At 72.4% G+C, this 26,467-nt stretch carries 21 protein-coding genes; 10 read left to right on the top strand and 11 right to left on the bottom strand.

Annotated features, from left to right (window positions below; genetic code table 11):
- The first annotated feature begins 2 nt into the window (after positions 1-2).
- The 4 genes from WMF26_RS25905 to WMF26_RS25890 are packed head-to-tail and all read left to right on the top strand — an operon-like array spanning position 3 to position 4,373.
- Positions 3-956, top strand: coding sequence for an ABC transporter permease (locus tag WMF26_RS25905; protein WP_437994853.1), 954 nt, complete (start codon positions 3-5; stop codon positions 954-956).
- On the top strand, positions 946-1,905 hold the full coding sequence (locus tag WMF26_RS25900; RefSeq protein ID WP_044986181.1) for an ABC transporter ATP-binding protein: 960 nt from the start codon (positions 946-948) through the stop codon (positions 1,903-1,905). The genes WMF26_RS25905 and WMF26_RS25900 overlap by 11 nt, the downstream gene beginning before the upstream one ends.
- Positions 1,906-1,907: 2 nt before the next feature.
- Positions 1,908-2,963 carry an ABC transporter ATP-binding protein gene (locus WMF26_RS25895; protein WP_437948872.1) on the top strand — a complete coding sequence of 352 codons (1,056 nt, stop codon included), beginning with the start codon at positions 1,908-1,910 and terminating at the stop codon, positions 2,961-2,963.
- Between the two features lie 18 nt (positions 2,964-2,981).
- On the top strand, positions 2,982-4,373 hold the full coding sequence (locus tag WMF26_RS25890; protein WP_437994852.1) for a GH1 family beta-glucosidase: 1,392 nt from the start codon (positions 2,982-2,984) through the stop codon (positions 4,371-4,373).
- Between the two features lie 52 nt (positions 4,374-4,425).
- Here the strand turns inward: WMF26_RS25890 and WMF26_RS25885 are convergent, their stop codons facing one another.
- Positions 4,426-5,616, bottom strand: coding sequence for a GspE/PulE family protein (locus tag WMF26_RS25885; RefSeq protein WP_437994851.1), 1,191 nt, complete (start codon positions 5,614-5,616; stop codon positions 4,426-4,428).
- Positions 5,613-6,689, bottom strand: coding sequence for a CAP domain-containing protein (locus WMF26_RS25880; RefSeq protein ID WP_437994850.1), 1,077 nt, complete (start codon positions 6,687-6,689; stop codon positions 5,613-5,615). Before WMF26_RS25880 ends, WMF26_RS25885 begins: the two co-directional genes overlap by 4 nt.
- Before the next feature lie 116 nt (positions 6,690-6,805).
- Between WMF26_RS25880 and WMF26_RS25875 the strand changes: the two genes are divergently transcribed.
- The 3 genes from WMF26_RS25875 to nagZ all read left to right on the top strand — a co-directional run bounded on the left by WMF26_RS25875 (position 6,806) and on the right by nagZ (position 10,175).
- Positions 6,806-7,789: a DMT family transporter gene (locus WMF26_RS25875; protein WP_437322321.1), complete on the top strand. Its 984-nt coding sequence runs from the start codon at positions 6,806-6,808 to the stop codon at positions 7,787-7,789.
- A gap of 132 nt (positions 7,790-7,921) precedes the next feature.
- Entirely contained in the window at positions 7,922-8,932 is a 1,011-nt protein-coding gene (locus WMF26_RS25870) for a zinc-dependent alcohol dehydrogenase family protein (RefSeq protein ID WP_437994849.1), read from the top strand.
- A gap of 127 nt (positions 8,933-9,059) precedes the next feature.
- Positions 9,060-10,175, top strand: a complete 1,116-nt coding sequence (nagZ, locus tag WMF26_RS25865) for a beta-N-acetylhexosaminidase (protein WP_437994848.1) — start codon at positions 9,060-9,062, stop codon at positions 10,173-10,175.
- Positions 10,176-10,285: 110 nt separating this feature from the next.
- Here the strand turns inward: nagZ and WMF26_RS25860 are convergent, their stop codons facing one another.
- Positions 10,286-11,194, bottom strand: coding sequence for a hypothetical protein (locus WMF26_RS25860; RefSeq protein ID WP_437994847.1), 909 nt, complete (start codon positions 11,192-11,194; stop codon positions 10,286-10,288).
- Positions 11,195-11,734: 540 nt separating this feature from the next.
- Here WMF26_RS25860 and hutI point away from each other — a divergent pair.
- A complete protein-coding gene (hutI, locus tag WMF26_RS25855) occupies positions 11,735-13,033 on the top strand; it encodes an imidazolonepropionase (RefSeq protein WP_437994846.1) in 1,299 nt (432 codons plus the stop codon).
- Between the two features lie 55 nt (positions 13,034-13,088).
- Positions 13,089-15,482, top strand: a complete 2,394-nt coding sequence (locus WMF26_RS25850; protein WP_437994845.1) for a Tex family protein — start codon at positions 13,089-13,091, stop codon at positions 15,480-15,482.
- A 297-nt stretch (positions 15,483-15,779) separates the two neighbouring features.
- Here WMF26_RS25850 and WMF26_RS25845 read toward each other — a convergent pair whose 3' ends face one another.
- Positions 15,780-16,754, bottom strand: a complete 975-nt coding sequence (locus tag WMF26_RS25845) for an alpha/beta fold hydrolase (RefSeq protein ID WP_437994844.1) — start codon at positions 16,752-16,754, stop codon at positions 15,780-15,782.
- Between the two features lie 705 nt (positions 16,755-17,459).
- Here WMF26_RS25845 and WMF26_RS25840 point away from each other — a divergent pair.
- A complete protein-coding gene (locus tag WMF26_RS25840) occupies positions 17,460-18,392 on the top strand; it encodes a formin (protein WP_437948864.1) in 933 nt (310 codons plus the stop codon).
- Positions 18,393-18,736: 344 nt separating this feature from the next.
- On the opposite strand, the gene WMF26_RS25835 is transcribed toward WMF26_RS25840, so the two are convergent.
- The 7 genes from WMF26_RS25835 to gatC form a co-directional block, all read right to left on the bottom strand.
- The gene (locus WMF26_RS25835) at positions 18,737-20,080 is read right to left on the bottom strand and encodes a hemolysin family protein (RefSeq protein ID WP_437994843.1); all 1,344 of its coding nucleotides are present in this window, start codon (positions 20,078-20,080) and stop codon (positions 18,737-18,739) included.
- Positions 20,081-20,261: 181 nt separating this feature from the next.
- Positions 20,262-21,398, bottom strand: coding sequence for a tRNA pseudouridine synthase B (locus WMF26_RS25830; RefSeq protein WP_437994842.1), 1,137 nt, complete (start codon positions 21,396-21,398; stop codon positions 20,262-20,264).
- Entirely contained in the window at positions 21,395-22,681 is a 1,287-nt protein-coding gene (locus WMF26_RS25825) for a lysophospholipid acyltransferase family protein (RefSeq protein WP_437322311.1), read from the bottom strand. The genes WMF26_RS25830 and WMF26_RS25825 overlap by 4 nt, the downstream gene beginning before the upstream one ends.
- Before the next feature lie 20 nt (positions 22,682-22,701).
- A complete protein-coding gene (locus WMF26_RS25820; RefSeq protein WP_437994841.1) occupies positions 22,702-23,874 on the bottom strand; it encodes an NAD-dependent epimerase/dehydratase family protein in 1,173 nt (390 codons plus the stop codon).
- Between the two features lie 93 nt (positions 23,875-23,967).
- Positions 23,968-24,564, bottom strand: a complete 597-nt coding sequence (locus WMF26_RS25815) for a GNAT family N-acetyltransferase (protein WP_437948862.1) — start codon at positions 24,562-24,564, stop codon at positions 23,968-23,970.
- 16 nt (positions 24,565-24,580) lie between these two features.
- A complete protein-coding gene (gene gatA, locus WMF26_RS25810; RefSeq protein WP_437994840.1) occupies positions 24,581-26,122 on the bottom strand; it encodes an Asp-tRNA(Asn)/Glu-tRNA(Gln) amidotransferase subunit GatA in 1,542 nt (513 codons plus the stop codon).
- 5 nt (positions 26,123-26,127) lie between these two features.
- Positions 26,128-26,439 (bottom strand): Asp-tRNA(Asn)/Glu-tRNA(Gln) amidotransferase subunit GatC, encoded by a 312-nt coding sequence (gene gatC / locus WMF26_RS25805; RefSeq protein WP_012236913.1) that lies wholly within the window; start codon positions 26,437-26,439, stop codon positions 26,128-26,130.
- Positions 26,440-26,467: the final 28 nt, after the last annotated feature.

Genomic DNA, 26,467 nt, shown 5'->3' with positions numbered 1-26,467 from the left:
CGATGGCTGCGCAACAAAGCAACAGCGGGGGCGTCTCCCGCGCGGCGGGGTGGTTCCGCCTCCTCCTCTCGAACCGCAAGGCGATGGTGGGCACGCTCATCGTGCTCTTCTTCCTGCTCCTCTCGCTGCTCGGCCCCACGTTCGTGCGGCAGGATCCGCACGCGTTCGTGGGCATGCCGCACGAGGCGCCCTCGGCCGAGCACCTCTTCGGCACGACGGGCCAGGGTCAGGACGTGCTCGCGCAGACGATCGTCGGCGCGCGGACCTCGCTGGCCGTCGGGGTCGCCACGGGCCTGGCCGTGATGGCGATCGGCGCGATCATCGGCATGGCCGGAGGCTACTTCGGCGGCTGGATCGACAACGTGCTCTCGCTGCTCACGAACGTGTTCCTGATCATCCCCGGCCTGCCGATGGCCGTCGTCATCGCGGCCTACCTGCCGGCCGGGCCGCTGACGATCCTGTTCGTCCTCGTCCTCACCGGCTGGGCGTGGAACGCGCGCGTGCTCCGGTCGCAGGTGCTCGCGCTGCGCGACAAGGACTTCGTCTCCGCGGCGCTCGTGAGCGGCGAGGGCAGCGCGCGCATCATCTTCCTCGAGATCTTGCCGAACATGACGTCGCTCCTCATGTCCGGCTTCATCAACGCGACGATCTACGCCATCGGCGCGCAGGTCGGCCTGGAGTTCCTCGGGCTCGGCGATCTGAGCGCCGTCACCTGGGGGACGAACCTCTACTGGGCGAGCAACAACGCCGCGCTCCTCACGGGCGCGTGGTGGACCATCGTGCCCACCGGCGTGTGCGTCGCGCTCGTCGGGTTCGCGCTCACCCTGATCAACTATGCCATCGACGAGATCTCGAATCCGCGGCTCCGCGCCGAGGGGGCCTGGTCGCGTATGCTCAAGAGCCGCAAGGTCGCGGCTGGTCCGTCAACGCCGGTAGTGAGGGCTCATGGCGCCTAGTCCGATTCTCTCGGTTCAGGATCTGCGGGTCGAGTTCATGACCCCGACGGGTCCGGTCTGCGCGGTCGACAACGTGTCGTTCGACATCGCCCCGGGCGAGGTGCTCGGCCTCGCCGGCGAGTCGGGGAGCGGCAAGTCGACGGTGGCGATGGCCATCATGCGGCTGCTCCGCCCGCCGGCGGTGATCACGGGCGGACGCGTGCTCTTCGCCGGGCAGGACGTCCTGTCCATGACCGAGGATCAGCTCCGCGCCTTCCGGTGGCGGAAGATGGCGCTCGTGTTCCAGAGCGCGATGACCGCGCTCAACCCGGTGCTGACGATCGGCGAGCAGATCGCGGATCCCATCATCGCCCACGACGGCGTGACGCCGGCGCAGGCGATGGAGCGCGCGGCCGCGCTGCTCAAGCTCGTGAACATCGACACGTCGCGCCTGTCGAGCTACCCGCACCAGCTGTCGGGCGGCATGCGGCAGCGCGTGGTGATTGCGATCGCCATGGCGCTCAAGCCGCCGTTCCTCATCATGGACGAGCCCACGACGGCGCTCGACGTTGTCGTGCAGAAGGAGATCTTGCAGCAGATCGCCGACCTCAAGGATCGGCTGGGCTTCTCGATCCTCTTCATCACGCACGACCTCTCGCTCATCGCCGAGTTCTCCACGCGCATCGCCATCCTCTACGCGGGCAAGCTCGCGGAGACGGCCCGCGCCAAGGACCTGTTCAGCGATCCGAAGCACCCGTACACGCAGGGGCTCCTCGGGTCGTTCCCCTCGGTCCGCGGGCCGCGCCGCAAGCTGCAGGGCATCCCGGGCTCGCCGCCGGACATGCGCAACCCGCCGCCCGGCTGCCGCTTCCACCCCCGGTGTCCGCAGGCCTTCGCGACCTGCCAGAACGAGCTGCCCGTCCTCCGTGAAATCGCGCCCGAGCACCGCGGCGCCTGCCACCTCTACTGACGATGACGATGACGCAACCTTATGTCTCGCCTGTCCTCGACGTGGTGCGCCTCGCCAAGTTCTTCCCCGTCGGCGGCGGGCTGCGCACGCAGCAGCTCCGGGCGCTGCACGACGCCTCGTTCTCGCTGGCCGAGCGCGAGGTCATCGCGCTGGTCGGGGAGTCGGGCAGCGGCAAGAGCACCATCGCGCGGCTGCTCGCGCGGCTGATGCCCCCGAGCAGCGGGCAGATCCTGTTCAAGGGTCGCGACGTGCTGAAGGAGGAACCGAACCGCGCCTCGCTCGCCTACCGCGGGCAGGTGCAGATGATCTTCCAGGATCCGTTCGGCTCGCTGAACCCGGTGCACACGATCGGCTACCACCTGGAGCGGCCGCTCCTGCTCCACAACAAGGCGCCGAACGCCGCGATCCTCCGGGAGAAGGTGCACGCGCTGCTCAAGACGGTCGATCTGAACCCGCCGGCGGAGGTCGCGGCCAAGTTCCCGTACCAGCTCTCGGGCGGCCAGCGGCAGCGCGTCGCGATCGCCCGCGCCCTCGCCGTGGATCCCAGCGTGATCCTCGCGGACGAGCCGATCTCGATGCTCGACGTCTCGATCCGCATGGGCGTCCTCAACCTGATGGAGCGCCTCAAGGAAGAGCGCGGCATCTCGTACCTCTACATCACGCACGACATCGCGAGCGCGCGCTACGTCGCGGATCGCACGATGGTGATGTACGCCGGCCACATCGTGGAGGGCGCGCCCAGCGAGGAGCTGATGCAGCAGCCGGCGCACCCGTACACGAAGCTCCTGCTCTCGGCGGTGCCGGACCCGAACGGCTCGATCCGCAGCGAGCTCCCGGCCCGCTCCGGCGCGCCGAAGCTCATCAACCCGCCGCCGGGGTGCCCGTTCGCCGATCGCTGCCCGAGCGTGATGAACACGTGCCGCGAGGCGATGCCGGCGGCCGTCGACGTCGGCTCGGGGCACTGGGTCCGCTGCCACCTCTACTCGCCCGGCTCGGTCGCGCCCTCCGCGCACTACGACCGCAAGGTGCCCGCCTCCGTCGAGGCCGTGCCTGTCTGAGGAGAATCACAACACAACATGCCGTCTCTGAGATTTCCCGACAAGTTCGTCTGGGGGGCCGCGACGTCCTCCTATCAAATCGAGGGTGCCACGAGCGAAGACGGGCGCAGCGAGTCGATCTGGGATCGCTTCGCGAAGACGCCCGGCCAGATCACGGACGGGACCAACGGCGACGTCGCGTGCGACCACTACCACCGGTGGCCTGAGGACATTGCGCTGATGAAGAGCCTGGGCCTGATGGCCTACAGGTTCTCGATCGCGTGGCCGCGCATCCTCCCGAACGGCCGGGGCGCGGTGAACCAGAAGGGGCTCGACTTCTACAGCCGGCTGGTGGACGGCCTGCTCGAGGCCGGGATCGAGCCGTACGCGACGCTGTTCCACTGGGATCTGCCGCAGGTGCTCCAGGACGAGGTCGGGGGCTGGCTGCACCGCTCGACGGCCGACGCGTTCGTGGAGTTCGCCGACGCGGTGTCGCGGAAGCTCGGCGATCGCGTCAAGAAGTGGATCACGCACAACGAGCCGTGGTGCACGGCGTTCCTCAGCTACGAGAAGGGGATCCACGCGCCGGGCATGCGCGATTTCAGCAAGGCGCTGACGGTGAGCCACCACCTCCTGCTCTCGCACGGCCTCGCGGTGCCCGTGCTGCGCAAGAACAGCCCCGGCGCCGAGGTGGGCATCACGCTGAACATGAACTACGCGATGCCCGCGTCGCCGAGCGCCGCCGATTACGACGCGGCCCGCCACTACGACGGGTATTTCAGCCGCTGGTTCCTCGATCCGCTCTACGGCCGGCACTACCCGGCGGACATGATCGCGGACTACATCAAGCTGGGCTACCTCCCGCCGGAGGGGCTGACCGTGTGCAAGCCGGGCGATCTCGAGATCATCGCGACGCAGTGCGACTTCCTCGGGCTCAACTACTACTCCCGGGCGGTGCTGCGGAGCACCAAGATCCCCGAGGAGCAGAACCTGCCGAGGACGGTGCACGTCGCCCCCGCGTCCGAGCAGACCGAGATGAACTGGGAGGTGTACCCGGAAGGCCTGCGTCGGCTGCTCATCCGGCTGCACGTGGAGTACGGGGTGCCGAAGCTCTACGTGACGGAGAACGGCGCGGCCTACTCGACCGGGCCGGACAAGAACGGCCGCATCCCGGACGAGCAGCGGCTGAAGTTCCTGCGCGATCACTTCGTCGCGGCGCGGCGCGCGATCGACGCCGGGGCGCCGGTCGCCGGGTACTTCGTGTGGTCGCTGATGGATAACTACGAGTGGGACCGCGGCTACTCTCAGCGGTTCGGCATCGTCTGGGTGGACTACGAGACGCAGCGCCGCACCCCGAAGGACAGCGCGCTCTGGTACAAGGGCGTCATCGCCGAGAACGCCGTCGACGACGGCGCCTCGCAGGCCACCTGACCGGCGGCGCTCGCTGCTCCAGGCGAGCGCCGCTCTCTGCATCAGAAGCGCGTCACGTCACGCGGAGCACCTCGTCCAGAGAGGTGACGCCCTCCTTCACCCGGGTGAGCCCGGCCTCCCGGAGCGGGACGAGCCCCACCCTGCGCGCGGCCTCCCGGTACGCGCGCTTCCCCGCCCGCGCCTTGACGAGATCCCGCAGGTCGTCGTCGAGCTCCAGCATCTCGAACAGCCCGATCCGCCCCCGGTAGCCCGTCAGGTGGCACGTCTGGCAACCGACGGCGCGCTTCAGCTCTGTGCCTTTCTCGATGAGGACCTCGTCCTCCTCGCCCGTCACGTCGCTCTCGAGCTCGTACGTCTCCGCGCACTCCTCGCAGAGCCGCCGCACGAGCCGCTGCGCGATCACGGCGAGCAGGGCGTTCGCCACGATCCACGACTCCGCGCCGAGGTCCACGAGCCGCGCGACCGTGTCGACCGCGTCCGAGGTGTGCAGCGTCGACAGCACGAGGTGCCCCGTGAGGCTCGCCTGCAGCGCGATCTGCGCCGTCTCGGGGTCGCGCATCTCGCCGACCATGATCACGTCCGGGTCCTGCCGCAGGATCGCGCGCAGGCCCGTCGCGAACGTGAAGCCCTGCCTCGGGTTGGTCTGCCCCTGCGTGATGTCGGCGAACTCGACCTCGATCGGGTCCTCCAGGGTCACGATGCTGAGCTCGCTGGTCTTCATCACCTTGATCAGCGAGTAGAGCGTCGACGTCTTGCCGGACCCGGTCGGCCCGCACACGACGATGAGCCCCGAGGCGCGGTCCGCGAGCCCCTGGACCCGCGGCAGGTCGCCCTCCGAGAGCCCGAGCTTGTCGAGCGGGATCAGCTGGTGGCTGAGCAGCACGCGCATCACCAGCGTCTCGCCGTGGATCGCGGGGAACGTCGAGGCGCGCAGGTGGATGAGCGGGTGGCCGTACAGCTCCAGGCTGAACTGGCCGTCCTGCGGCAGGCGCCGCTCGGTCATGTCCATCCGCGCGAGCACCTTCACGCGCGAGGTGAGCGCGGGCGCGATCTCGATCGGGATCTGCCCCTGCGCCACCATCACGCCGTCGACGCGGTAGCGCACGCGGATGCCGTCGCGCTTCGGCTCGACGTGGATGTCGCTCGCGCCCATCGAGACCGCGCGGCGGACCAGGTGATCGAGCACCTTGACCGCGTCGAGCTCCTCCGACGCCGAGGACGCGGGGGGGCGGCTGTGGTTCACCGACCGCCTCCCTTGCCGCCGACGTCGATCGTGCGGAGCGAGACCATCTTGAGCTCGTTGGAGGGAGGGAACGTCGCCCAGACGCTGACGCCGTAGAGGCCGGGGCGCTTCCGGTCGTCCAGCGGGACCTGGATGTCGAATCGATTGCCGTTCACCTGAAGAGGAATAGGCGTCTTGAAGCCCTTCGGGAAGAACGTCGCGTAGGGCGGCGGGATCGGGTATCCGCCCATCTTGAGCAGCTTCTCCGGCGGGATCGGCTTGCCCGCCTCGACGCGCGAGATCCCGACGCCCGCGATCTTCGCCGGCGCGTCGATCTCGCCGGCCACCCGGATCACCTCGCCGACCTTGGCCCGCTTGGGCAGCGGCTGGTACGTCCCGTAGTCGTCGACGAACTCCTGCGCCATGCAGGCGATGTCGAGCCCCTTGGCCTTGGCGAGCCCGACCCCGAGCGACGTGTGCGACGCTGTGAGCACGTTGCGCCGGTGCCCGTCGGCCGGGGGCTTCTCGTTCATGAAGGCGTGGTGGACGCGCTCCAGGCTCTCCGCGGAGAAGCGCGGTTCCGGGTCGAGCTCGCGCGGGATCGCGTCGGCGAAGCAGCCGGCGTTCTCCATGACGAAGCCGTCGCCGCCGGCCGCGGTGTAGCGCTCCTCCGGGACCGCGCCGTCGCTGCCCCAGTGGCCGGTGAACCCCACGCGGACCATGTCCTCCGCGTGCCGCCGCCCCGCGCGCGCCGCGGTCTCGTCCCACCGGACGGGCGGCAGCTTGTGCGCCTTCCGATCGCGGTTCACCAGCTCGAGCACGTACCGCCCCGCCTCCGCGCGGGTCATCAGCTTCCCCGGCGCGGGCGGCGCCGACGCCGCCTGCGCCGCGCCGCCGCCGCGGGGCTCGGCGCCCGCGGCCTCGCCGCCCGAGGGCCGCGCGCCCTCCTCCGCCGCCGCCTCGGCGGTCATGTCCCACGGCGGCCCCTCGGGCGGCGCGCTCCCGGCGCTCGCGCCGCACCCGAGGGCGTGGGCGCCCGCGGCGATGAGCCCCGGCCAGGGCGCCCCGCGCCAGCGCTCCCGCCGGCCGCACATCGCTCCTGCTCTTCGTCCTCTCCTCGTGATCGCGCGCATCATTGCGACGGTAGCGCCTCGCTGCCGCGCGCGCACCAGGGAGCGCGGCGGCGCGCGCGGCGGCGAGGTGGTAAGCGATGCGCCTCGTGAGCACGTCGTCGTCGTCACAGGGTGCGGTCGCCGCGCACCCGCCCGGGGCCTCCGCCATCGTCCTCGCCGCGGAGCGCGAGGGGCGCGCGGCGCACCCGACCGCGGGCGTCCTGTGGATGATCCTGGCCCAGGCGCTCTTCGCCGCGATGAACGTCCTCGCGCGGCTCTCGTCGGAGGGCGCCCCGTGGCCCGAGGTGGCGGCCTCGCGCACGCTGGTGGGCGCGGCCACCGCGCTCGGCGTCGCGCTCGTCCGCCGGGCGCCGCTCTCCATGAGCCGCGGCGACCGGCGCCTCACGTGGGCGCGCTCGCTCTGCGGCACCGGCGCGATGCTCTGCACCTTCTACACGCTGGGCACGCCGGAGATCGCGCTCGGCGACGCGGTCACGCTCGGCGCGACGAGCCCGATCTTCGTCGCGCTCCTCGCGCCGCGGCTGCTCGGCGAGCGGAGCAGCCCGCGCCTCTGGCTCGCGACCGTGCTCGCGTTCGCCGGCGTCGCGCTGGTCGCCGCGCCGCGGCTCGCGATCGCGGGCGAGGTCGCGCTCGTCGCCACGCTCGGCGCCGTCTTCTCGGCGTTCGCCATGATCTGGCTGCGCCGCATCGGCGGGAGCGGGACGCGCGCGAGCCCCGAGTCGATCGCGCTGCACTTCTCGCTCGTGGCGAGCGCCGCGATGATCTTCCTGTCGATCCCGGTCTTTCGGACGCCCGACGCCCTCGGCCTCGTCCTGCTGGTCGGGACGGGGCTCGCCGGCGGCCTCGGGCAGCTCGCGATGACGCGCGCCTACGGGCTCGACAACGCGGCGCGCATCGGCGCGATCGGCTATGTCGGGGTCGTCCTCTCGCACGTGCTCGCCGCGGCCTGGCTCGGCGAGATCCCGTCGGCGCGCCAGCTGCTCGGCGCGGCGCTGGTGATGGCGGCCGGCCTCTGGCTCGCCGCCCAGGCGATGCGCGACGCGCGGCGCCGACCGCGCTGACCTCGCGTTGCCGCTCGCATTGCCTCCGGCGTTGCCGCTCGCGTTGCCGCTCGTGTTGCCTCTCGCGTTGCCTCTCGCGTTGACCGAGTCCAGCCCTCATGAGATAGCCACCGTCGCTCAAGGAGGATCCGCATGAAAGCGTTCGCCATTCAGGGTTCGTTCGGCCTCGACGCGCTCCGCCCGATGGACCTTCCGGATCCGAAGCCCGGTCCCGGGCAGATCGTCCTCCGGATGAAGGCCGCGTCGCTCAACTACCGCGACCTGCTCGTGACGAAGGGCCTTTACAACCCGAAGTTCTCGCTGCCGCTCGTCCCGCTCTCCGACGGGGTCGGCGAGGTGATCGGCGCGGGGGAGGGGGTGACGCGGGTGAAGGTGGGCGATCGCGTGTCCCCGATCTTCCACCAGCGCTGGATCGACGGGGAGATCTCCTGGGCCAAGACGAAGGCGGCGCTCGGCGGGGAGCTGCCCGGGGTGCTCGCGGAGCAGGTGCTCGTGGATCAGGAGGGGGTCGTCGCGGTCCCGCCGCACCTCACGGACGAGGAGGCGGCCACGCTGCCGTGCGCCGCGGTGACCGCCTGGAACGCGCTCTTCGCGTCGAGCCACCTCAAGGCGGGCGACACGGTGCTCGTGCAGGGGACGGGCGGCGTCTCGATCCTCGCGCTCCAGCTCGCCCGGACCGCGGGCGCCCGCGTCATCGTCACCTCGAGCAGCGACGAGAAGCTCGAGCGCGCGCGGTCGCTCGGCGCGTCGGAGACCATCAATTACCGCACGACGCCCGACTGGGACACGCAGGTGCTCGCGCTCACCGGCGGCGCGGGGGTGGATCACGTGATCGAGGTGGGCGGCGAGGGCACGATCGCCCGGTCGCTCCGCGCGGTGCGGGTCGGCGGTCGGGTGAGCCTCATCGGCGTGCTCTCGGGCGGCGCGCCGGCGCTCAACCTGTTCCCCTTCCTGATGAAGCAGATCGCCGCGCAGGGCATCTTCGTCGGCTCGCGCGCGATGTTCGAGGACATGAACCGCGCGATCGCGGCGAACGGGCTCCGGCCGGTGGTCGACCGGGTGTTCCCCTTCACCGAGATCCGGCAGGCGCTCGACCACATGGCGAGCGGCGGACACTTCGGCAAGATCGCGCTCCGGTTCTGACCGAGCTGGCCGCGGCGCGGGGCTCGCTGCCGGCGCGCCCCTCAAAAGTGGCCTCGTCGGCCCGAGTCGTTTACGAACGGACCCTGCGGCCAGCCACGCGCCTGCGCCGCGCGAGAGGTGGTGGACGGTGCAGCTCGATCTGGCGCTCGAGGTCCTGTGTGGTCAGCTCATCGTGGGCGGTTTCGACGGCGCCGAGCCGCCGGCCCGGTACCTCCGGGCGCTCGCCGAGGGGCGGAGGGGCGGCGCGATCCTCTTCCGGCGCAACGTCCCCGACATGGCCGCCACGCTGCGGCTCTCTTCGGCGCTCGCCGCGGCGTGCGGCCCGGATCGGCCGCCCTTCCTCGGCATCGACCAGGAGGGGGGCCGCGTCACGCGGCTCCCCGCGCCGTTCCTGAAGCTGCCGCCGATGCGGTCGCTCGGTGATCTCCTGGATCTCCCGCTGCTGCGCCGCGCGGCGCGCGCCGTCGCGGCCGAGCTCCGGGCCGTCGGCATCAACCTGAACTTCGCCCCCGTGCTCGACGTCGACTCGAACCCCGCGAATCCGATCATCGGCGATCGCGCGTTCGGCCGCGACCCGCGCACCGCCGCGCAGGGCGGCGTCGCGTTCCTGGAGGGGCTCCAGGAGGAGCGCGTGCTCGCGTGCGGCAAGCACTTTCCGGGGCACGGCGACACCGCGCTCGACAGCCACCTCGCGCTCCCGACCATCGCCCACGGCCGCGGCCGCCTCGAGGAGATCGAGCTGCCGCCGTTCCGCGCCGCCTGCCGCGCCGGCGTCGCGTCGCTGATGACGGCGCACATCGTCGTCGAGGCGCTCGATCCGGGCGTGCCGGCGACGCTCTCCCGGGCCGTCTGCACCGGCCTCCTGCGCGGTGAGATCGGCTTTCGGGGCGTGCTCTTCTCGGACGACCTCGAGATGGCCGCGATCGCGGCGCACCGTCCGGTCGAGGAGGCCGCCACCGCGGCGATCGAGGCCGGCTGCGACGCGCTGCTCGTCTGCAAGGACGAGGACCTGCAGGATCGCGCGCACGAGGCGCTCGTGCGCAGGGCCGAGCGCGATCCGCGCTTCCGCGAGCGCTGCGCCGAGGCGGCCGGCCGCTGCCTCGAGCTGCGCCGCAGCTGCCCGCCGCGACCGGTCGCGTCGCCCGAGGCGCTCGCCGACGTCGTCGGCGGGCCCGCGTCGCGGGCGGTGCTCGCGGACATCGAGCGGGCGCAGGCCGCGCGCGCGGCCGGGGCGGCGACGTGAGATCGCGCGCGCGACGGCCTCATCGCCGCTGCGATCGCTGGCTCCCGTCCTCGATCACTCCGCCCGAGGGCCCGTGAGGAACGACGCGGAGCGCGCGGCGGGCCTCGCCCTCACAAGGGGCAGTTCGCCCAGCCGATCGCGCCGGGGTTGACCCAGGCACAGACATGGCCGAGCGCTGCCATCGCGGCGTTGCAGCAGCAGGAGATGCCGCTGTTCGTGACCGTCGCGGTGCACGAGTCAGGCACCTTGTAGGCGGTCCCGCAGCCCCAGCTGCTGTTGTAGATGCCGTCGATGTCCTGGCCGGGCGAGGCGGCCCATACGAGGCTCGTCGTGGTCTCCGGCTTGACGGAGTAGCCCCAGCTCGAAGGGTTGGAGATCGACCACTCCACCCGGCCGGGGCCCCACGCTGCCCGGACACAGAGCCCGCGCGCCTCGATCCCGGCGCCGTCGCCCTCGTCGTCTTCGCTCGATACGCGCTTGCCGGACCACCCGGCGTCGTCCGCGAACACCACCTCATCTACGATCGCGAAGCGATCGCTCAGCGCGACGAACGCGTCCGAGCTCGGCGCGGCGAGCTCGCCGAGCTGCGCCACGGCGCCCTCGGGCAGCGTGGCCACGCGGAGATCATCGAAGAGCACGGCGCCGTCGACCGACACCGCGATGAAGCTCTCGTCGTGCGCGGGCCCCGCCTGGATGGCCGGCAGGCGCACGAAGCCATCGGACGAGACCGAGACGGCCTGACGCGCCTCGCCGCCCGCGAAGGTCGCCTGACCCTGCTTCATGGCGAACTCGATCTGGAGAGGTCGATCGGCGCGGACCCACAGGAGGTCGTGCTCCGGCGCGGCGAAGCGCTCCTCGATCAGCACCGAGCCGTGGTGCACCCGCTGGACCGACGTCTCCCCGCCCGCGATCTCTGCTCCCTCCTCGGCCTTGCACCCCGGCGAGCCGACGGCGCAGAGCGACCCGAGGAGCGCTATCGAGAAGACGCGGACCACTGCGGTATACCTGGAAGGATGCATTTCAATACCTCGCGAAGGGCCGTGAGCACGGCCCGCAGTCTTGCTGCATGGTTGTTGGAGCGGCATGGCGCGCTGCGGCCGCGGAAAGCAGCCTCATCGCCGTCATGCCGAATTGCCGGCAGCACGCGGACAGACCACGCCCGCAGCGCGCTGGTGGGCTCGCTTCGTATGCGCCGCCACCAAGTGGAAGATAGACTGTTAACTCAATCGGTCAAAGTTCCATGTTTGTGACGCTTATGTCGTCACTTCAATTGGCGTTTCTCCAGCCCGCCGCGCGCCGGCGGAGGTCTCGGAGCATCGAGCGCGTTCAGGAGACGCGCCGACGCTCACGGAGGAGCGGTCGCGCATGCCGCGACGCGCTCCGACGGCCGCGCTCGCCCCGCGGCGCCCGTGCGCTTCTCGCCGGGCGCAGGACGGATCTTCTTCGACGGCGACGCCGAGGCGCGGCGAGGGCTCATCGGCTATACCGGCGGGAGCGAGGGCGGGGAGCGCACCTGAGCTGGCCCGCGCCGTGATGCTGGCAGCCACCACGAGGCCCTGATGGTTCTCCCGCGACCTGACCCGGATCGGCCGACGCCGTCTCCTCGAGGCCCTCTCCTGAGCGGCGGCCGCTTCGCGATCGTCGCTCGCCGGCTCGTCACGTGCGATCCTTCCCGCGCCACGGCCGGCGACACGCTCGGGGTCATCGAGGACGCCGCGATCGTCGTGCGGGGCGGCGCCGTCGAGGCGGTCGGGCCGCGGCGCGAGGTGCTCCGATCCGAGGCCGGCGTGCCGGTCGCGATCGAGGCCGCGGGGGTCGTCACGCCCGGGCTCATCGACGGTCACACGCACGCGCCCTGGGTCGGCTCGCGGGACGCGGAGTACGCGGTCCGCATGGCCGGCGGCGACTACGAGGCGATCGCCGCGGCGGGCGGCGGCATCGTCGCGAGCATGCGCGCGGTGCGCGCCGCGACGGCCGGCGAGCTCGCCGGCGCGCTCCGCGCCCGCCTCCGCCGGATGGCGGCGCTCGGCGTGACCGCCGTGGAGGCGAAGAGCGGCTACGGCCTCGACGAGGCCTCGGAGCGCAAGCAGCTCGAGGCGGTCGCCGAGGCGGGGAGGGACGCGCGCCTGCCCCGCGTCGTGCCGACGTACCTCGCCCTGCACGCGCTGCCGCCGGAGGCCGGCGGCGACCGCGCCGCCTACGCCGGCGTCGTCGCGCGCTCCTGGCTGCCCGCGATCGCCGCGGCCGGCCTCGCGCGCTACGTCGACGCCTACGTCGACCGGAGCGCGTTCTCGGTCGCCGAGGCGCGGCCGGTGCTGGAGCGGGCGCGCGCGCTGGGGCTCGGCGTGCGCGTGCACGTCGGGCAGTTCGCGGACGTGGGCGGCGCCGAGCTCGCGGCCGATCTCGGCGCCGCGTCGGCGGATCACCTCGAGCACGTCGCGCCCGCGGGCATCGCGGCGCTCGCCCGGGCGGGCGTCGCCGCCGCGCTCCTGCCGGTGGCGAGCTTCACGCTGCGGCAGGAGCCCCCGCCCGTCGCAGCGCTCCGGGCCGCCGGCGTCCCGCTGATCGTCGGCAGCGACGCGAACCCTGGCACGGCGCCGACCGAGAGCCTCCCGCTCGCGCTCGCGCTCGCGGTGCGCCTCTACGGCCTCACGGTCGCCGAGGCGATCCTGGGCGCGACGCGCGAGGCGGCGGCCGCGCTCGGCCTCGGCGGCGTGTGCGGCGCCGTGCGGCCGGGGCTCCGCGCCGATCTCGCCGTCTGGGACCTGCCGCACGAGAACGCGATCGTGCAGCCCTGGGGCGCGCCGCGCGCGATGGCCGTGCTGCGCGACGGCGAGGTCATCGCGGCGGCCGGCTGAGGCGGCCCGCAAGTCAAGCCTGGACGCGCGTGCACCCTGCGCGTATGCCGCGCCCATGACTGAGACGCAGAGCCCTGTCGCTGTCCCGAGCCGCACGGACGGCTCGTTCGATCCCGTCCCGCTCCTCGCCGAGGAGCTGAGCCTCCCGCGCCAGGGGGTCTCGGCGGTGGCCAAGCTGCTCGCCGAGGGGGCGACGGTGCCGTTCATCGCCCGTTACCGCAAGGAGGCGACCGGCGGGCTCGACGAGGTGCAGATCCGCGCGATCGAGGAGCGCCGCGCCTACCTCCTCGAGCTCGAGGAGCGCCGCGGCACGGTGCTCTCGGAGATCCAGAAGCAGGGCAAGCTCACCGACGCGCTCGCGTCGAAGATCCGCGCCTGCCGCACCAAGGCCGAGCTCGAGGACCTCTACCTGCCCTTCAAGCCGAAGCGCCGCACGCGCGCGATCATCGCGAAGGAGCGGGGGCTCGAGCCGCTCGCGGATCGCATGTGGTCGCAGGCGGCGGACGGCAGCCCCGAGGAGGAGGCCCGCGCCTTCGTCAGCGCCGAGAAGGAGGTCCCCGACACGGCGGCCGCCCTCGCCGGCGCGCGCGACATCTGCGCCGAGCGCATCGCCGAGCACGCCGACGTGCGCAAGCTCGTCCGCGACGCCTACGCGAAGGAGGGCGTCATCAAGGTCCAGAAGAACGAGGAGCACGAGGGCAAGCAGACGAAGTTCGACATGTACGCGAGCTTCGAGGAGCCCGTCGCGAACATCCCGTCGCACCGCTACCTCGCGATCCGCCGCGGCGAGGCCGAGGGCGTGCTCCGCGCCGCGATCGAGCTCGCGCCCGAGCCGCTCGTCCCGCCCATCCACGCGGCGGTGGGGCTGAAGCCGAAATCGCCGTGGGCCGGCGAGCTCACGAAGGCCGCGGACGACGCGGTGAAGCGGCTCCTGCTCCCGGCGGTGCAGAGCGACGTGCGCGTCGACCTCAAGATGCAGGCCGATCGCGCCGCGGTCGAGGTCTTCGCCCAGAACCTCCGCGAGCTCCTCCTCGCGGCGCCGTTCGGCACGAAGGCGGTGCTCGGCATCGACCCGGGCCAGCGCACCGGCTGCAAGTGCGCCGTCGTCGACGAGACCGGCAAGCTCCTCGAGCACACGACGATCTACCTGGTCGGCAGCAGCGACGCGCTCGAGCGCGCGCGGCAGGACCTGCGCCGCATCTGCCGCAAGTACCCGCTCCGCGCGGTCGCGGTGGGCAACGGCACGCACGGCCGCGAGACCGAGGCGTTCGTGAAGGACGTGCTCGCGTCGGAGGGTCTGAAGGAGCAGACGGCGAACGCCGATCCGCGACCCACGGAGAAGCTGTACTGCGTCCCGGTGAGCGAGGCGGGCGCGAGCGTCTACTCGGCGAGCGACGTCGCGCGCGAGGAGTTCCCCGACCTCGACCTCACGGTGCGCGGCGCGATCAGCATCGCCCGGCGGCTGCAGGATCCGCTCGCGGAGCTCGTGAAGGTCGACCCGAAGAGCATCGGCGTGGGCCAGTACCAGCACGACGTCTACCAGGGCCTGCTCGCGCGGAAGCTCGACGAGGTGGTGGAGAGCTGCGTCAACCTGGTCGGCGTCGAGCTCAACACCGCGAGCGCCCCGCTGCTCGCCCGCGTCGCAGGCATCGGCCCGAGCCTCGCGAAGAAGATCGTCGCCCACCGCGACCTGCACGGCGCGTTCAAGAGCCGCAAGGGGCTGCTCGACGTGGCCGGCGTCGGCCCGCGGACGTTCGAGCAGGCGGCGGGCTTCCTCCGGGTGCGGGGAGGGGAGCACCCGCTCGACGCGAGCGCGGTGCACCCGGAGCGCTACGGCCTCGTCGAGCGCATCGCGACGGATCTCGGCGTGCCGGTCGGGTCGCTCATCGGCGACACGGCGGCGATCGCGCGGATCGATCCCAAGAAGTACGAGTCCGGCGACGTCGGCTCGTTCACGCTGAACGACATCCTGAGCGAGCTGAAGAAGCCCGGGCGCGACCCGCGCGCCACGTTCGAGCCGCCGAATTTCCGCGACGACGTGCGGACGATGGAGGATCTCAAGCCGGGTATGGAGCTCGAGGGCGTGGTGACGAACGTGACGGCGTTCGGCGCCTTCGTCGACATCGGCGTCCATCAGGACGGCCTCGTGCACGTCTCGCAGCTCGCGGATCGGTTCGTGAAGGATCCGAACGAGGTCGCGAAGGTCGGCGAGAAGATCAAGGTGCGGGTGCTGGAGGTCGACCTCGTGCGCAAGCGCATCTCGCTGACGGCGAAGAAGGGCGGCGCCCCCGCCGGCGCGCGCCCCCAGGCGGGCGGCCCGCCGGCTGGCGACGCGCGGGGCCGCAACGACGGCCGCAGGCCGACCCAGGGGCAAGGGAAGGGGCAGGGGCAGGGCGGCTCGGCGGGGGGGTTCCGGAACAATCCGTTTGCGGATCTGCTGCGGAAGTAAGCGGCGAGCCCCGCCGGTATCCGTCGTCACGTCTCACCTCTCCCGTCTTCCGTCCCCCGTCTTCCGTCTTCCGTCCTCCGTCCCCGTGCTCCTCTTCGTGCGCGTGCGCGTGCGCGTGCGCGTGCGCGTGCGCGTGCGCGTGCGCGTGACCGTGTTCGTCCGCGCCTCGTCGTGTCGTCGCCGTGCTCCTCTTCGTGCGCTCCTACGCGTCATCCGTTCATGGGGAGCGCGCACGCGCACGCGCACGCGGAGGCCAGACGCAGACGGGAGACGGAAGACGGGGACGGGGGCGAGGACCTAGAACCCGTGATCCGCGAAGAACCGCTCGATCCGGAGCGAGACGAGCTCCGGAAACTCCAGCGCGGTCGTATGGGTCCCCCCGCGGACCACGAGGATCTCGGCCAGCGGAACACGCCGCGCCATCGACTGGACCAGCGCCCGGGGCGTGAACGCGTCCCGGTCGCCGGTGATGAGCAGCGTGGGGACCTCGACGTGCTCGAGCACCTCCTCGGCGTCGTGCGTCCCCAGCGCGCGCAGGTTCCGGAGGAACGCCTCCAGGTCCACCTCGCCGAACGGCTCCACCAGCTCCGCGAACACCTCGCCGTCGAGCGTCTTCCCGAGCAGCCCCAGCCGCCTCAGCCACGTCACGGCGTCCGCCTGGCCGATCGTGCGACGCGTCACGCGGCTCGCGGCCGTGTGCGCGCGCGCGGCGAGCGCCACGAGCGGCGGGAACAGCCGCCCGAGCCCCGGCAGCGGCCCCATCGTTTCGAGCGGCGGGCGATGCGTTCCGTTCAGCAGGACCAGGTTCGCGGCGAACCCCGGGAGCCGGCGGAACGCCTCGAGCGCGACCTGGACGCCCATGCTCCACGCCATGAGCGAGCCGTGCCGCACCCCCTCGGCCGCGAGGACCGCCTCCAGGTCGCGGACGTGGCGCGCGACGGCGTAGGCGTCCGGAGCGTCCGGCGACGGGCGCTTCGACGCGTACATCCCGCGGTAGTCCCACGTGATGAAGCGGTACTGGTCGGCGAGGTACTCGATCTGCGCCCGCCAGGCGAGGTAGGGCCCGCCGAGCCCGTTGACGAGGACCACCACCTTCGCCCCTTCGAACGGCGGCGGCGTCACCCGGTAGGCGATGTCGGTTCCATCAAAGCTCGTCACCCGCCGGGTTTCCATCCGGAGCGGCGGTCGCCGCGGCGGCGAGGCCTGCCGGCCCCCGCCGGGGGAAGAAGGGGGCGGCGCCTGCCGGCCCCCGCCGAACTTGAACGAGACCATGCGCCCCTGCTTCCTACCCGGTCCCCCCGCGGAGGGCCATGCTGCCGATGACCGCCTGCGTCACGGTCGGGAGCGGCCTCACTCCGCGGCGAGGGCGCTGCCGCGGATCGCGGCGGCGGTGCGGCGTCGCGCGGCGGTGGAGCGGCCTGGCGATCGCCTGCCGAAACACATCCCGCGCCAGCATCGCCATCGCGTTGACATTCCAGGCGGCGCGCCGCTAACGTGCCCGGCGGGTCGTCCGCTCGCCCGACGCTCCCGTTGTGTTGCTGATCTTTTTCTGCCCGCTCCCATGTCGGTCCGCTGGAGGCCGGCCCGTGTCACCTCCTGTCGCCGCTCGCGCGGGAGCAGCTCCGGTTCGGGCCGTGGTGGGTCGGTTCCCTCGGGCGGGCTGGAAGTTTCAGGGCGAAGTGGTGCAGCGATCCCGTCCCCGAGGAGCCGATGGCTGAAGAAAAGAAGAAGAGCAAAATCGATCTGAAGGCTCGGCTTGGCAAAACGTCGATTGGCGGGGCACCGGGAGCGGCCGTCCCCCTCCCCGTGCCTGGCCCGCAGCCCGGATCGGGGCCGCCGCCCGACGGGAGCCCGGTCCCCGGTGGCGTGCCCTCGCCGAGCGCGCGGCCGCCGATGCCGTCCGTGGGAGGCATCGCGCCCCCGCCGGGCATCTCTCCAGGCATTCCGCTGCCTCCGTTCGCGCAGCAGCCGCGCCCCGTGATCCAGACGCCCCCGCCGAAGCCGACGGCGGCCGCGCAGACCATCAAGGTCGAGGTCGGGGAGGAGGTCGAGCAGGAGCGCCGGAAGGCCTCGAAGAAGACGGCGCTCTACGCGAGCCTCGCGGCCCTGGTCGGCATCGCCGTGGGCTTCGCGATCGGCGGCGCGAAGGAGCGCGGCGATCGCGGCAAGGCCGCCGTCGAGGGCGCCGCGGCGCTCGAGAAGGACGTGCGCGCCGCGAACGAGAAGATGCAGGAGCTGAACAAGAAGCTCGAGGACGCCGCCGCGGAGCTCGCGCAGAAGAAGTTCCCCGCGCAGCTCACGACCGAGCTCGGCGCGATCAACGTCCCGTTCGACGCCACCAACCTGGAGGGGAAGCAGATCGGCAGCCTCCCGGGCCGGGTGATGCGCCAGGTGCTCGCCTACACCACGTCCGTCCAGGATCTCAACAAGACGAAGGACAGCCTCAAGAACCTGCTCGCGGCGGCGCAGGGGCCCGTCGAGAAGTCGTGGAAGGAGGCGGACGAGCCGGTGGTGAACTTCTCGGTGGTCTTCCGCCGGGACGGCGACAAGACGCTGGCCGAGCTCGTTCCGAACAAGGCGCCGTTCCCGTTCGGCAAGGACTGGCCGGCGAAGTACACGGTGACCCGTCTCGAGCGGACGCAGCAGGGCCTCAAGCCCGCCGAGAAGGAGGCCACCCGCTGGACGAAGGGCGACATCGCCGGCGGCGACCTGCAGGCCCTTCCGGTCGATCCTCAGTCCGTGGCTGCCTTCACGAGCGAGCAGATCGTCTTCAAGCTGCGCGGCGCGATGATCGACGTCCGCCAGCTCCTCGAGGGCAACAAGGACAACCCCGCCACCGAGACGCCCGGCCTCATCAAAGAGGGCGACGATCTCGCGAATGAGCTCCGCAAAATCTCCCTAGCCCGCTGAGCGGCACGCGCCCGTCGAGCGGCACGCGCCCGCTGCGGATACGGGCCCACCTCGGCGTTTTCGGTGCTCGGCGTACGAGAGTACGCCTGTGCGCCGAAAACGCCGATCTGGGCCCGTCTCCTGTGCGGGCGCGCGCCGCTCGGCCACGGCAGATCGGAAAGACGGCTGAAAGCAGGCCGCCCGTCGTCTCGACCGCTTCAGACCGCCCCCCGTCTCGATAGCTTCAGGTCGTCCGTTCAGGACGACTCGACCGCTTCAGACCGCCTGTCCGTCTCGACCGCTTCAGGGCCGCACATCCGGCCAGACGAAGCTTCAGGGCGTCCGTTCGGGGCGACTCGAACGCTTCAGGCCGCGCCGCCGGCGCCCATCGCTCGCGGACGGACGATCTCCACCTTTCCGATGTGACGCTCGTCGCTGTCGCGCACGATGAAGCGCAACCCGAACTTGCTCACGGCCGTGCCCACCTCGGGCACCTTGCCCACATGCTGTGTGAGCATGCCGCCGAGCGACTCGTACTTGCCCTCCCGGTCGAGCTCCGCGCCCAGGTAGGCCGAGAGATCGCTCATCGACACGGCCGCGTCGGCGACCAGACGGCCGTCGCCGAGGTCCTGGATCGCCGCCCCATCGTCCGTCTCGTCGTGCTCGTCCCGGATGTCGCCCACGATCTCCTCGAGCACGTCCTCCAGGGTGACAATCCCGGACATCCCGCCAAACTCGTCGACCACGATGGCAAGGTGCTGTCGCCGGCTCTTCATCTCCCGCAGCAGCGAGGAGAGCGGCTGCGACTCGGCGACGAAATTGGCAGGGCTCCGCGTGATCTCCCGGAGCGTCGTGTTCTTGAGCCGCCGCTCCTCGAGGACCTTGAACAGGTCCTTCGCATAGAGAAGACCAGCGATGTTGTCGATCTGATCCTTGTACACCGGATACCGGGAGTGACCGCTCTCGGTCACGATCTCCAGCACCTTCTCGAGCGGCGTGGAGATCTCGATCGCCTCGACCTTGGAGCGCGGCACCATGACGTCCCGCGCCGTGCGATCGGCGAACTCGAGCACATTCCGGATCATCTCCGCCGGTTCTCGCCCGAACAGGCCAGAGCGCTCGACCTCATCGACCAGGATCTCGACCTCCGCCTCCGCGACCCGCGGATCCGACGGCTGCTCACCCTCCCGCGGCCCCAGCCTGGAGCCGATCCAGCCGAGCGGCACGGCGAGCGGCAGCATCGCGATCTCCAGCGGGCGCAAGAAGCGCACCGCCATCGACGCCGCCCGATCGGCGTGCTTGCGGCCCAGCGTCGAGCTCACCTCGTACAGGGCCCCGCTGACGACGATCGTCGTCGCCAGCCCGAGGAGCAGGGCCACCTCGGGGAAGCTCCGCCGGAAGAAGAGGTCGAAGCAGGCGGCGGTCAGGCTGGTCGATACGACCCAGCCGAGCAGGTAACGCGAGCGAAGCTTGGCGTCTTCTTGACGAATCCGCTCGTAGGCGGCCTTCGTCGGGCCCGTCGACTGCTCAATCAGCGCGCCGAGCCTCGTCGCGCTCAGCGTCGTCAGTGCAGTGTCGGCGCCGACGAACAGCGAGCCAAGTACAGCGGAGAGAACTGCAGCGCCGAGCGCTGGCAATGGAACGAAATCGGGACTCAAACCGAGGCTCCTAACGGACGAATCGTAACGGAACAGGCGAGGGGAGCGCAACCGGACCGGGGCGCGAAATCTCAGGAGATGAGGGATCCTCGCGCTTTCTCCGGACTCGATGCAAGATAGACTCCCAGGCTCGGGCGTCTGCGCCGAGCTCGTCCAATGACATGATCCGTGGATCTGCTGAAGTCCAGGGAATTGCCCTCTGTTGTGGTTTTTCCCCTACCAAGCAGGATTTTCACGGACGTCGATCTTCCCCAGAAAAACCACGCAGGACGGAAAATCGAGTCGCGGGCAGCGCTGGCGAGCGTTCGGCGCCCTCGGCGTCGGCACCCTCGACGGCTTCCGGGGCGCCGAGCGCGACGACGCGTCCATCCGGATCGAGCCATACAGCGGGGCCAGGGTGCGCAGGAGCCAGGGAGAAGTCGGCGTCGGTGAGCGGCTGTCCGAGACGGGCGCGGCGCGCGCCGTCCTCGGTCAGGCGGGCGACGGGGAGGCTCTCGGCGGCGGCCTCGGCGAGCGGGCGCAGGGACGCCCGCAGCGCCTCGGCGCCGGCGTCGAGGGGCACCGCCCGCGCCACGGTGAAGGCGCCGCTCGCGGTGCGGCGGAGCGCGGACAGGTGCGCGGGCACGCCGAGGTGCGCGCCGACGTCGCGCGCCAGCGAGCGCACGTAGTAGCCCTTGCTCACCTCGAGCTCGAAGTCGAGGGTGGCGACCGCGTCGGGCGCGCCGGGGCCGCCGCGCGAGGCGCTGGAGACCGCGAGCGACCGGACCTCGACGGCCCGCGCCGCCAGATCGACCGCCTGGCCGGCGCGCGCGAGGGCGTAGCTGCGCTGCCCCGCGATCTTGATGGCCGAGTAGGCCGGCGGGGTCTGCTCCCGCCGCGACCGCTCCGCGTCGAGCGCCGCCGCGATGCGCGGCGCCGCCGCCGCGAGCGCCTCGCCGCCGGGGGGGCCGCCAGCCCCGGCGAGCGCGCCGAGCTCCTCGTCGAGCCACGCCGGAAGCGGCTGGGCCGCCGTGACCTCCCCGTCGGCGTCGAGGGTGTCCGTCCCGACCCCGAGGACGACCCGCGCCGTGTAGCGCTTGTCCTGCGCGGTCAGGTACGGGGCGAGCTTGGTGGCCTCGCCGACGAGCACCACGAGGACGCCGGACGCCATCGGGTCGAGCGTGCCGGCGTGCCCGATGCGCTTCACCCCGAGGGCGCGGCGCAGCCGGGCCACGACGTCGTGGCTCGTGGGACCGCGCGGCTTGTCGATCACCAGCACGCCCTCAGGGCGCGGCCTCACGGCCGCCGCCCGCTCGGGGGCGGGGGGCGGAGCCCCTTCCGCGGCGTGCTCGGGCATGGGCGGAGGAGCCGCCGGCGCCGTCTGCTTCATCCGAACCAGATCGACTTCCGGGTGGCCAGGGTCTCGTCGAGGAGCCCCTGGATGGTCACGCGCACCCGCTCGGCGAGGCGCCGCACCAGGATCTGGTCGTCCGCCGCCTCGGGGCCGTAGGCGTCGAACCGCACCGGCTCGGCCATGCGGATCTTCCACTTGGTGGGCGCGGGCACGAGGCCCAGCGGCCCGAGCGCGGGGAACGTGGGGGTGATCGGCAGGTACGGGATGCCGAGCGCGCGCGTGACGTGCTCGACCCGGTAAAAGAGCGGGTTCGTCTCCTCGGCCCCCACGATGGCGCACGGGACGAGCGGCGTGCGCGTGCGCAGGCAGAGCCGGATGAACCCGCCGCGACCGAACCGCTGGAGCTGGTAGCGGTCCTTGTAGAGCTTGCCGCTGCCCTTGGCCCCCTCCGGGAACACCGCGACGAGCCGCTCGCCCGCGAGCAGCCGCTCGGCGTTCTCCTGGCAAGCCCGCACCGCGCCGAGCCGGTTCATGATCGTGCCGGCGAACGGCAGGTAGTACACGAAGTCGTCGGCCAGCCAGCGGAGCTCCCGGCGCGCGGGGTGCTCCCGCCGCACCGCGGCCCGCAGCATGAGCCCGTCGTACGGGATGGGGCCGCCCGAGTGGTTCGACACCACGAGGCACCGCCCCTCGGCGGGGATGTGCTCGACGCCCTGGAGATCGATCCGGAAGTAGTGCCGGTACAGGAAGTCGAAGAGCGGCCTGTACCGGGCCTCGTACTTGGGATCGAAGCCGAACTCGTCGACCTCCTCCGAGCGGCTGCGCAGGCCGGCGCGACCCCACTGCCGCAGGTAGAAATCGGTCGACAGGACGTCTCGCGCGGTCCCGGGCTCGGACAGCGGCGGCTCGCTGGCGTAACCGAGGTGACCGAAGTGACCGCCGTGACCGACGTGCTCGCCGGGCGCGCCGCCCTCGCGGGGGCTCCGCTCGGTCTCGGGACCGCCCGCGGCCCCGCCGCTTGCGTCCTGCGGGGCGCTCCCGGCGAGCACGCCCTTGAGCCGCGACTCGAGCTCCCGGATCTGGCGCTGCAGCTCGTCGGCGGTCACCGGCACGACCGGGGCGTGCGCCTCGGACGACTGCGTCTCGCGATCGTCGGAGGCCTCCGTCGGGCCGATCGGCGCCAGGTACCGGGTCTCCTCCTCCTCGACGTCGATGCTCGGCACGACCGGCATCGACCCCGGCCGCTCCGGGCGCTTCCGCGTCGACGCCGGCGGCCCGTTCACTGCTCCCTTGCGCTCTCGATCGTGCTCCGTGCCCATGCCCTACCCCCCGAGCCGCCTCACGCGGGTGTCTCCTGCAGGAGCCGCACGTCCCGCAGCCGCTGCGCGCTGATGTAATCGAGGAGCGCCTCGCGCGTGGTGTACACCGGCCGGAACCCCATGACCCGCGCCGCCTTCTCGCCGTCCGCCACGCACACGTAGCGCAGGTAGCGCAGGAAGCTGGGCGGCGCGATCGCCGCGTGCGCGGCCCAGAGGGCGGCGACGAGCGGGCCGGCCGCGCTGTGCAGCACCGGGAACGGCGTCCGGCCCGCGAGGCGCACGATCGTGGAGACCGGCAGCACGCCGTCACCCACGATGTTGAACGTGCCCGGGAAATCGCCGTCGATGGCGAGCTTGAAGGCGGCGATCGCGTCGACCTCGTGGATGAACTGCCACAGCGGATCGAAGCCGAGCATCGTCATGACCAGCCGCCGCGCCAGGTACCGGGTGAGGTAGTTCTGGACGGTCGGCCCGAGGATCGGCGCGGTCCGCAGGATGGTGACGGTCGTGCCCTTGGCCTTCGCGCCGAAGGCGTTGAACTCCCGCTCGGCGGCCATCTTGTCCGCGAAGAAGCGCTCGTCCGGATCGGCGCGGAGCGGGTGCTTCTCGGTGAGGAAGTTGGGGTTGGTGGGGTGCGCGCCGTAGAGGATCGTCTGGCTCCAGAGGATCAGCTTGCGCAGGCTCGCCTGGCGCGCGCCGTGGAGCAGGTGCATCGTGCCCACCGACTCGAGCTCGTGCGCCCAGGCCGTCGCCGGGGTCGGCGACGAGAGGAAGCAGAGGTGGACGAGCGTGTCCACCTGCTCGGCCGCGAGCACCTCGGCGACGCGCTCCTCCGAGGCGGGCGCCGTCAGGTCGATCGTGTGCAAGCGCAGCTTGGAGCCGCCCGTGTCCGGCGGCTTGATGTCGATGGCCACCACGCGGGCGATGCCGGGGTCCTCTTCGAGGATCCCGATGAGGTTGCGCCCGAGGAAGGACGCGGCGCCGGTGAGGGCGACGACCCGGCCCCTCGGGCGCGACGACGCCTGCCGGCTGAGCGGCGAGGCTTCGGCGGACGCCGGCGCAGCGGGCGCGCCGGGGCCGCTCGCCGCCGCGCCCGCGCCGGGGGCGGGCGCGGCGCGGTCCACGCCGGCGGAGGAGCTCTGCTCGGCAAGGTCGTTGGCCGGAGCGTCGGGGTGCTCGGACGGGGGAGCCATGCGCGCGGGCGCGACACTACCTGGTCGGCCGGCGCGCGCAAGCGCAGCGCGACCGGAGGCGCGCCTCGCCGCAAGATCCGCGTCGCGGCGACGTCACAGCGTCCGGCGGAGGACCGGATACGGCTCGAACGTGTGCACTTCGACGAATCCGTTCCGCGTGAACGCGGAGACCGGACCGGTCCACAGCTCCTCGTCGCTCACCGGCTCCCGCGGGCGGCGGGGCAGGGCCTCGAGGGCGCGCGCGCCCCAGGCGGGCGCGAGCTCCACCGCGCCGGCGACGAGCGCGGTGGCGACGCCTCGCCGGCGATGGCGCGGGTGCACGACGGCGCACCCGATCAGGAAGACGCCGGCGCGATCGCCCGCGAAGCACGGCAGCCCCCGGTACAGGCGGCGCTCGTAGGCCTTCGCCACGGCCGCGGCGGGCGCGACCTTGAGCCACCCGACCACGTCCGCCGCGCCCTGCGCGAGCGCCACGACGCCGCGCGCCTCGTCGCTGCGCGCGGCGAGCGCCGCGGCGAACTCCCGGCGGTTCTCGCCCTGGCCGTCCGAGCACCGCGCGAGCCACTCGTTGTTGGTGCCCTCGAAGTGGTAGTAGCGGCAGTAGCACGGCGTGCCGGCGGCCTCGAAGAGCGCCTCGAGCCCGGCCAGGTGCTCCGGGCCGGCCGCCGCCACCGAGATCGTGGAGCTCACGCTCGCGCCCCCTCCGTCACGCGACCGGCGCGCGCAGGCCGCGCACCGGGGAGATCTGCTCCCAGGCGTAGGCCGCCCTGAAGAGCCGCGCCTCCTCCAGCGCCGGCGCGATGAGCTGCAGGCCGACCGGCAGCGGAGGCCCGCCGTCGGGGGCCGGCGCGGTCGCGCACGGGACGCTGATCGCGGGCAGCCCCGCCATGCTGGCGGGCAGCGTGTAGACGTCGGCCAGGTACATCGAGAGCGGGTCGTCGACGCGCTCGCCGAGCCGGAACGCGACCGTCGGCGAGACCGGCGCCGCGATGAGGTCGACGTCGCGGAAGGCCTCGTCGAAATCGCGCCGGATGAGCGTCCTGACCTTCTGCGCGCGCAGGTAGTACGCGTCGTAGTAGCCCGCGGAGAGCACGTACGTGCCGAGCAGGATGCGGCGCTTCACCTCCCGGCCGAACCCCTCGCCGCGCGTGCCGCCGTAGAGGCCCTGGAGGTCCGCCTTCCCGCCGCGCTCGCCGTCGACGCGCAGCCCGAAGCGCACGCCGTCGAAGCGCGCCAGGTTGGACGACGCCTCGGCCGTCGCGACGATGTAGTAGGCCGCCACGGCGTAGCGCGTGTGCGGCAGGTGCACGGGCCTCACCTCGCAGCCGAGCCCGCGCAGGCCCTCGATCGCCTCGCGCACCTTCGCCTCGACCTGCTTGTCGATGCCCTTCGCGAAGTACTCCTCGGGCACGCCGATGCGCAGGCCCGCGACGTCGCGGCCGCACGCGGCCTCGTACGCGCCCACCGGCGCGTCGAGGCTCGTCGCGTCGCGCGGATCGCGGCCCGAGATCACCTCGAGCAGCCGCGCGGCGCCCTTCACGTCCTGCGCGAACGGCCCGATCTGGTCGAGGCTCGAGGCGAACGCGATGAGGCCGTAGCGAGAGACGCGGCCGTACGTCGGCTTGACGCCGACCACGCCGGTGAGGCTCGCCGGCTGGCGGATCGAGCCGCCCGTGTCCGAGCCGAGCGAGCCAGCCGTCATCCCCGCCGCCACCGCGACGGCGCTGCCGCCGGACGATCCGCCGGGGATGCGCGTCCGGTCCCACGGGTTCTTCACCGGGCCGAAGGCGCTGTTCTCGTTCGACGAGCCCATCGCGAACTCGTCCATGTTGCACTTGCCCGGCAGGATCGCGCCGGCCTCGCGCAGGCGGGCGACGACCGTGGCGTCGTACGGCGGGCGGTACCCGCGCGCCGCGTCGGGCGCCTTCGAGGCGCCGCCGGCCGGCGCCCGCGTGAGGATCTTCGAGCCGGCGGTCGTCGGCGCGCCCTCGGTGCAGAGCGCGTCCTTGAGCCCGATCGGCACGCCGGCGAGCAGGCCGAGCGCCTCGCCGCGCGCGCGCCTCGCGTCGAGCGCGCGCGCGGCCTCGATGGCCTGCTCCCCCTGCACGGTGAGGAACGCGCCGAGCGCGCCGTCGCGCTGCTCGATGCGCGCGAGCGCGGCCCGGGCCACCTCCTCGGCGCTCACCTCGCCGCGCTGCACGAGCGCCGCGAGCTCCGGGATCGAACGGTCGAGGATCGCTGTATCCATCGGCCTCACCCCTCGTCCACGAACGCCGGCACGGCGAACCCGTCGTCCTCGACCCGCGGCGCCTCCCGCAGGGCCACCTCGCGCGGCAGGCTCGGCGCCTCCTCGTCGGCGCGGAGCGGCAGCCGCTCGATCTGCACGTGCGCCGTCGGCGGCACCGCCGAGACGTCGAGCTCCTCGAGCTGCCGGACGTAGCTGAGGATGTTGCCGAGATCACCGGTGAGGCGTTCGATTTCCTCAGCGGAGAGATCGAGGTGAGCGAGGCGCGCGATCGTCAGCGCCTCATCGCGGCGGAGAGGGGGCGAGTCAGCGTTCGACATGGCGAGCGCCCGATGTAGCACCGCCGGT

The organism is Sorangium sp. So ce185, assembly GCF_051526825.1.
Taxonomy (GTDB): Bacteria; Myxococcota_A; Polyangia; order Polyangiales; family Polyangiaceae; genus Sorangium; species Sorangium cellulosum_D.
The sequence above is the reverse complement of the archived record's forward strand: the minus strand, read 5'-3'. Positions and strand labels throughout refer to the sequence as shown.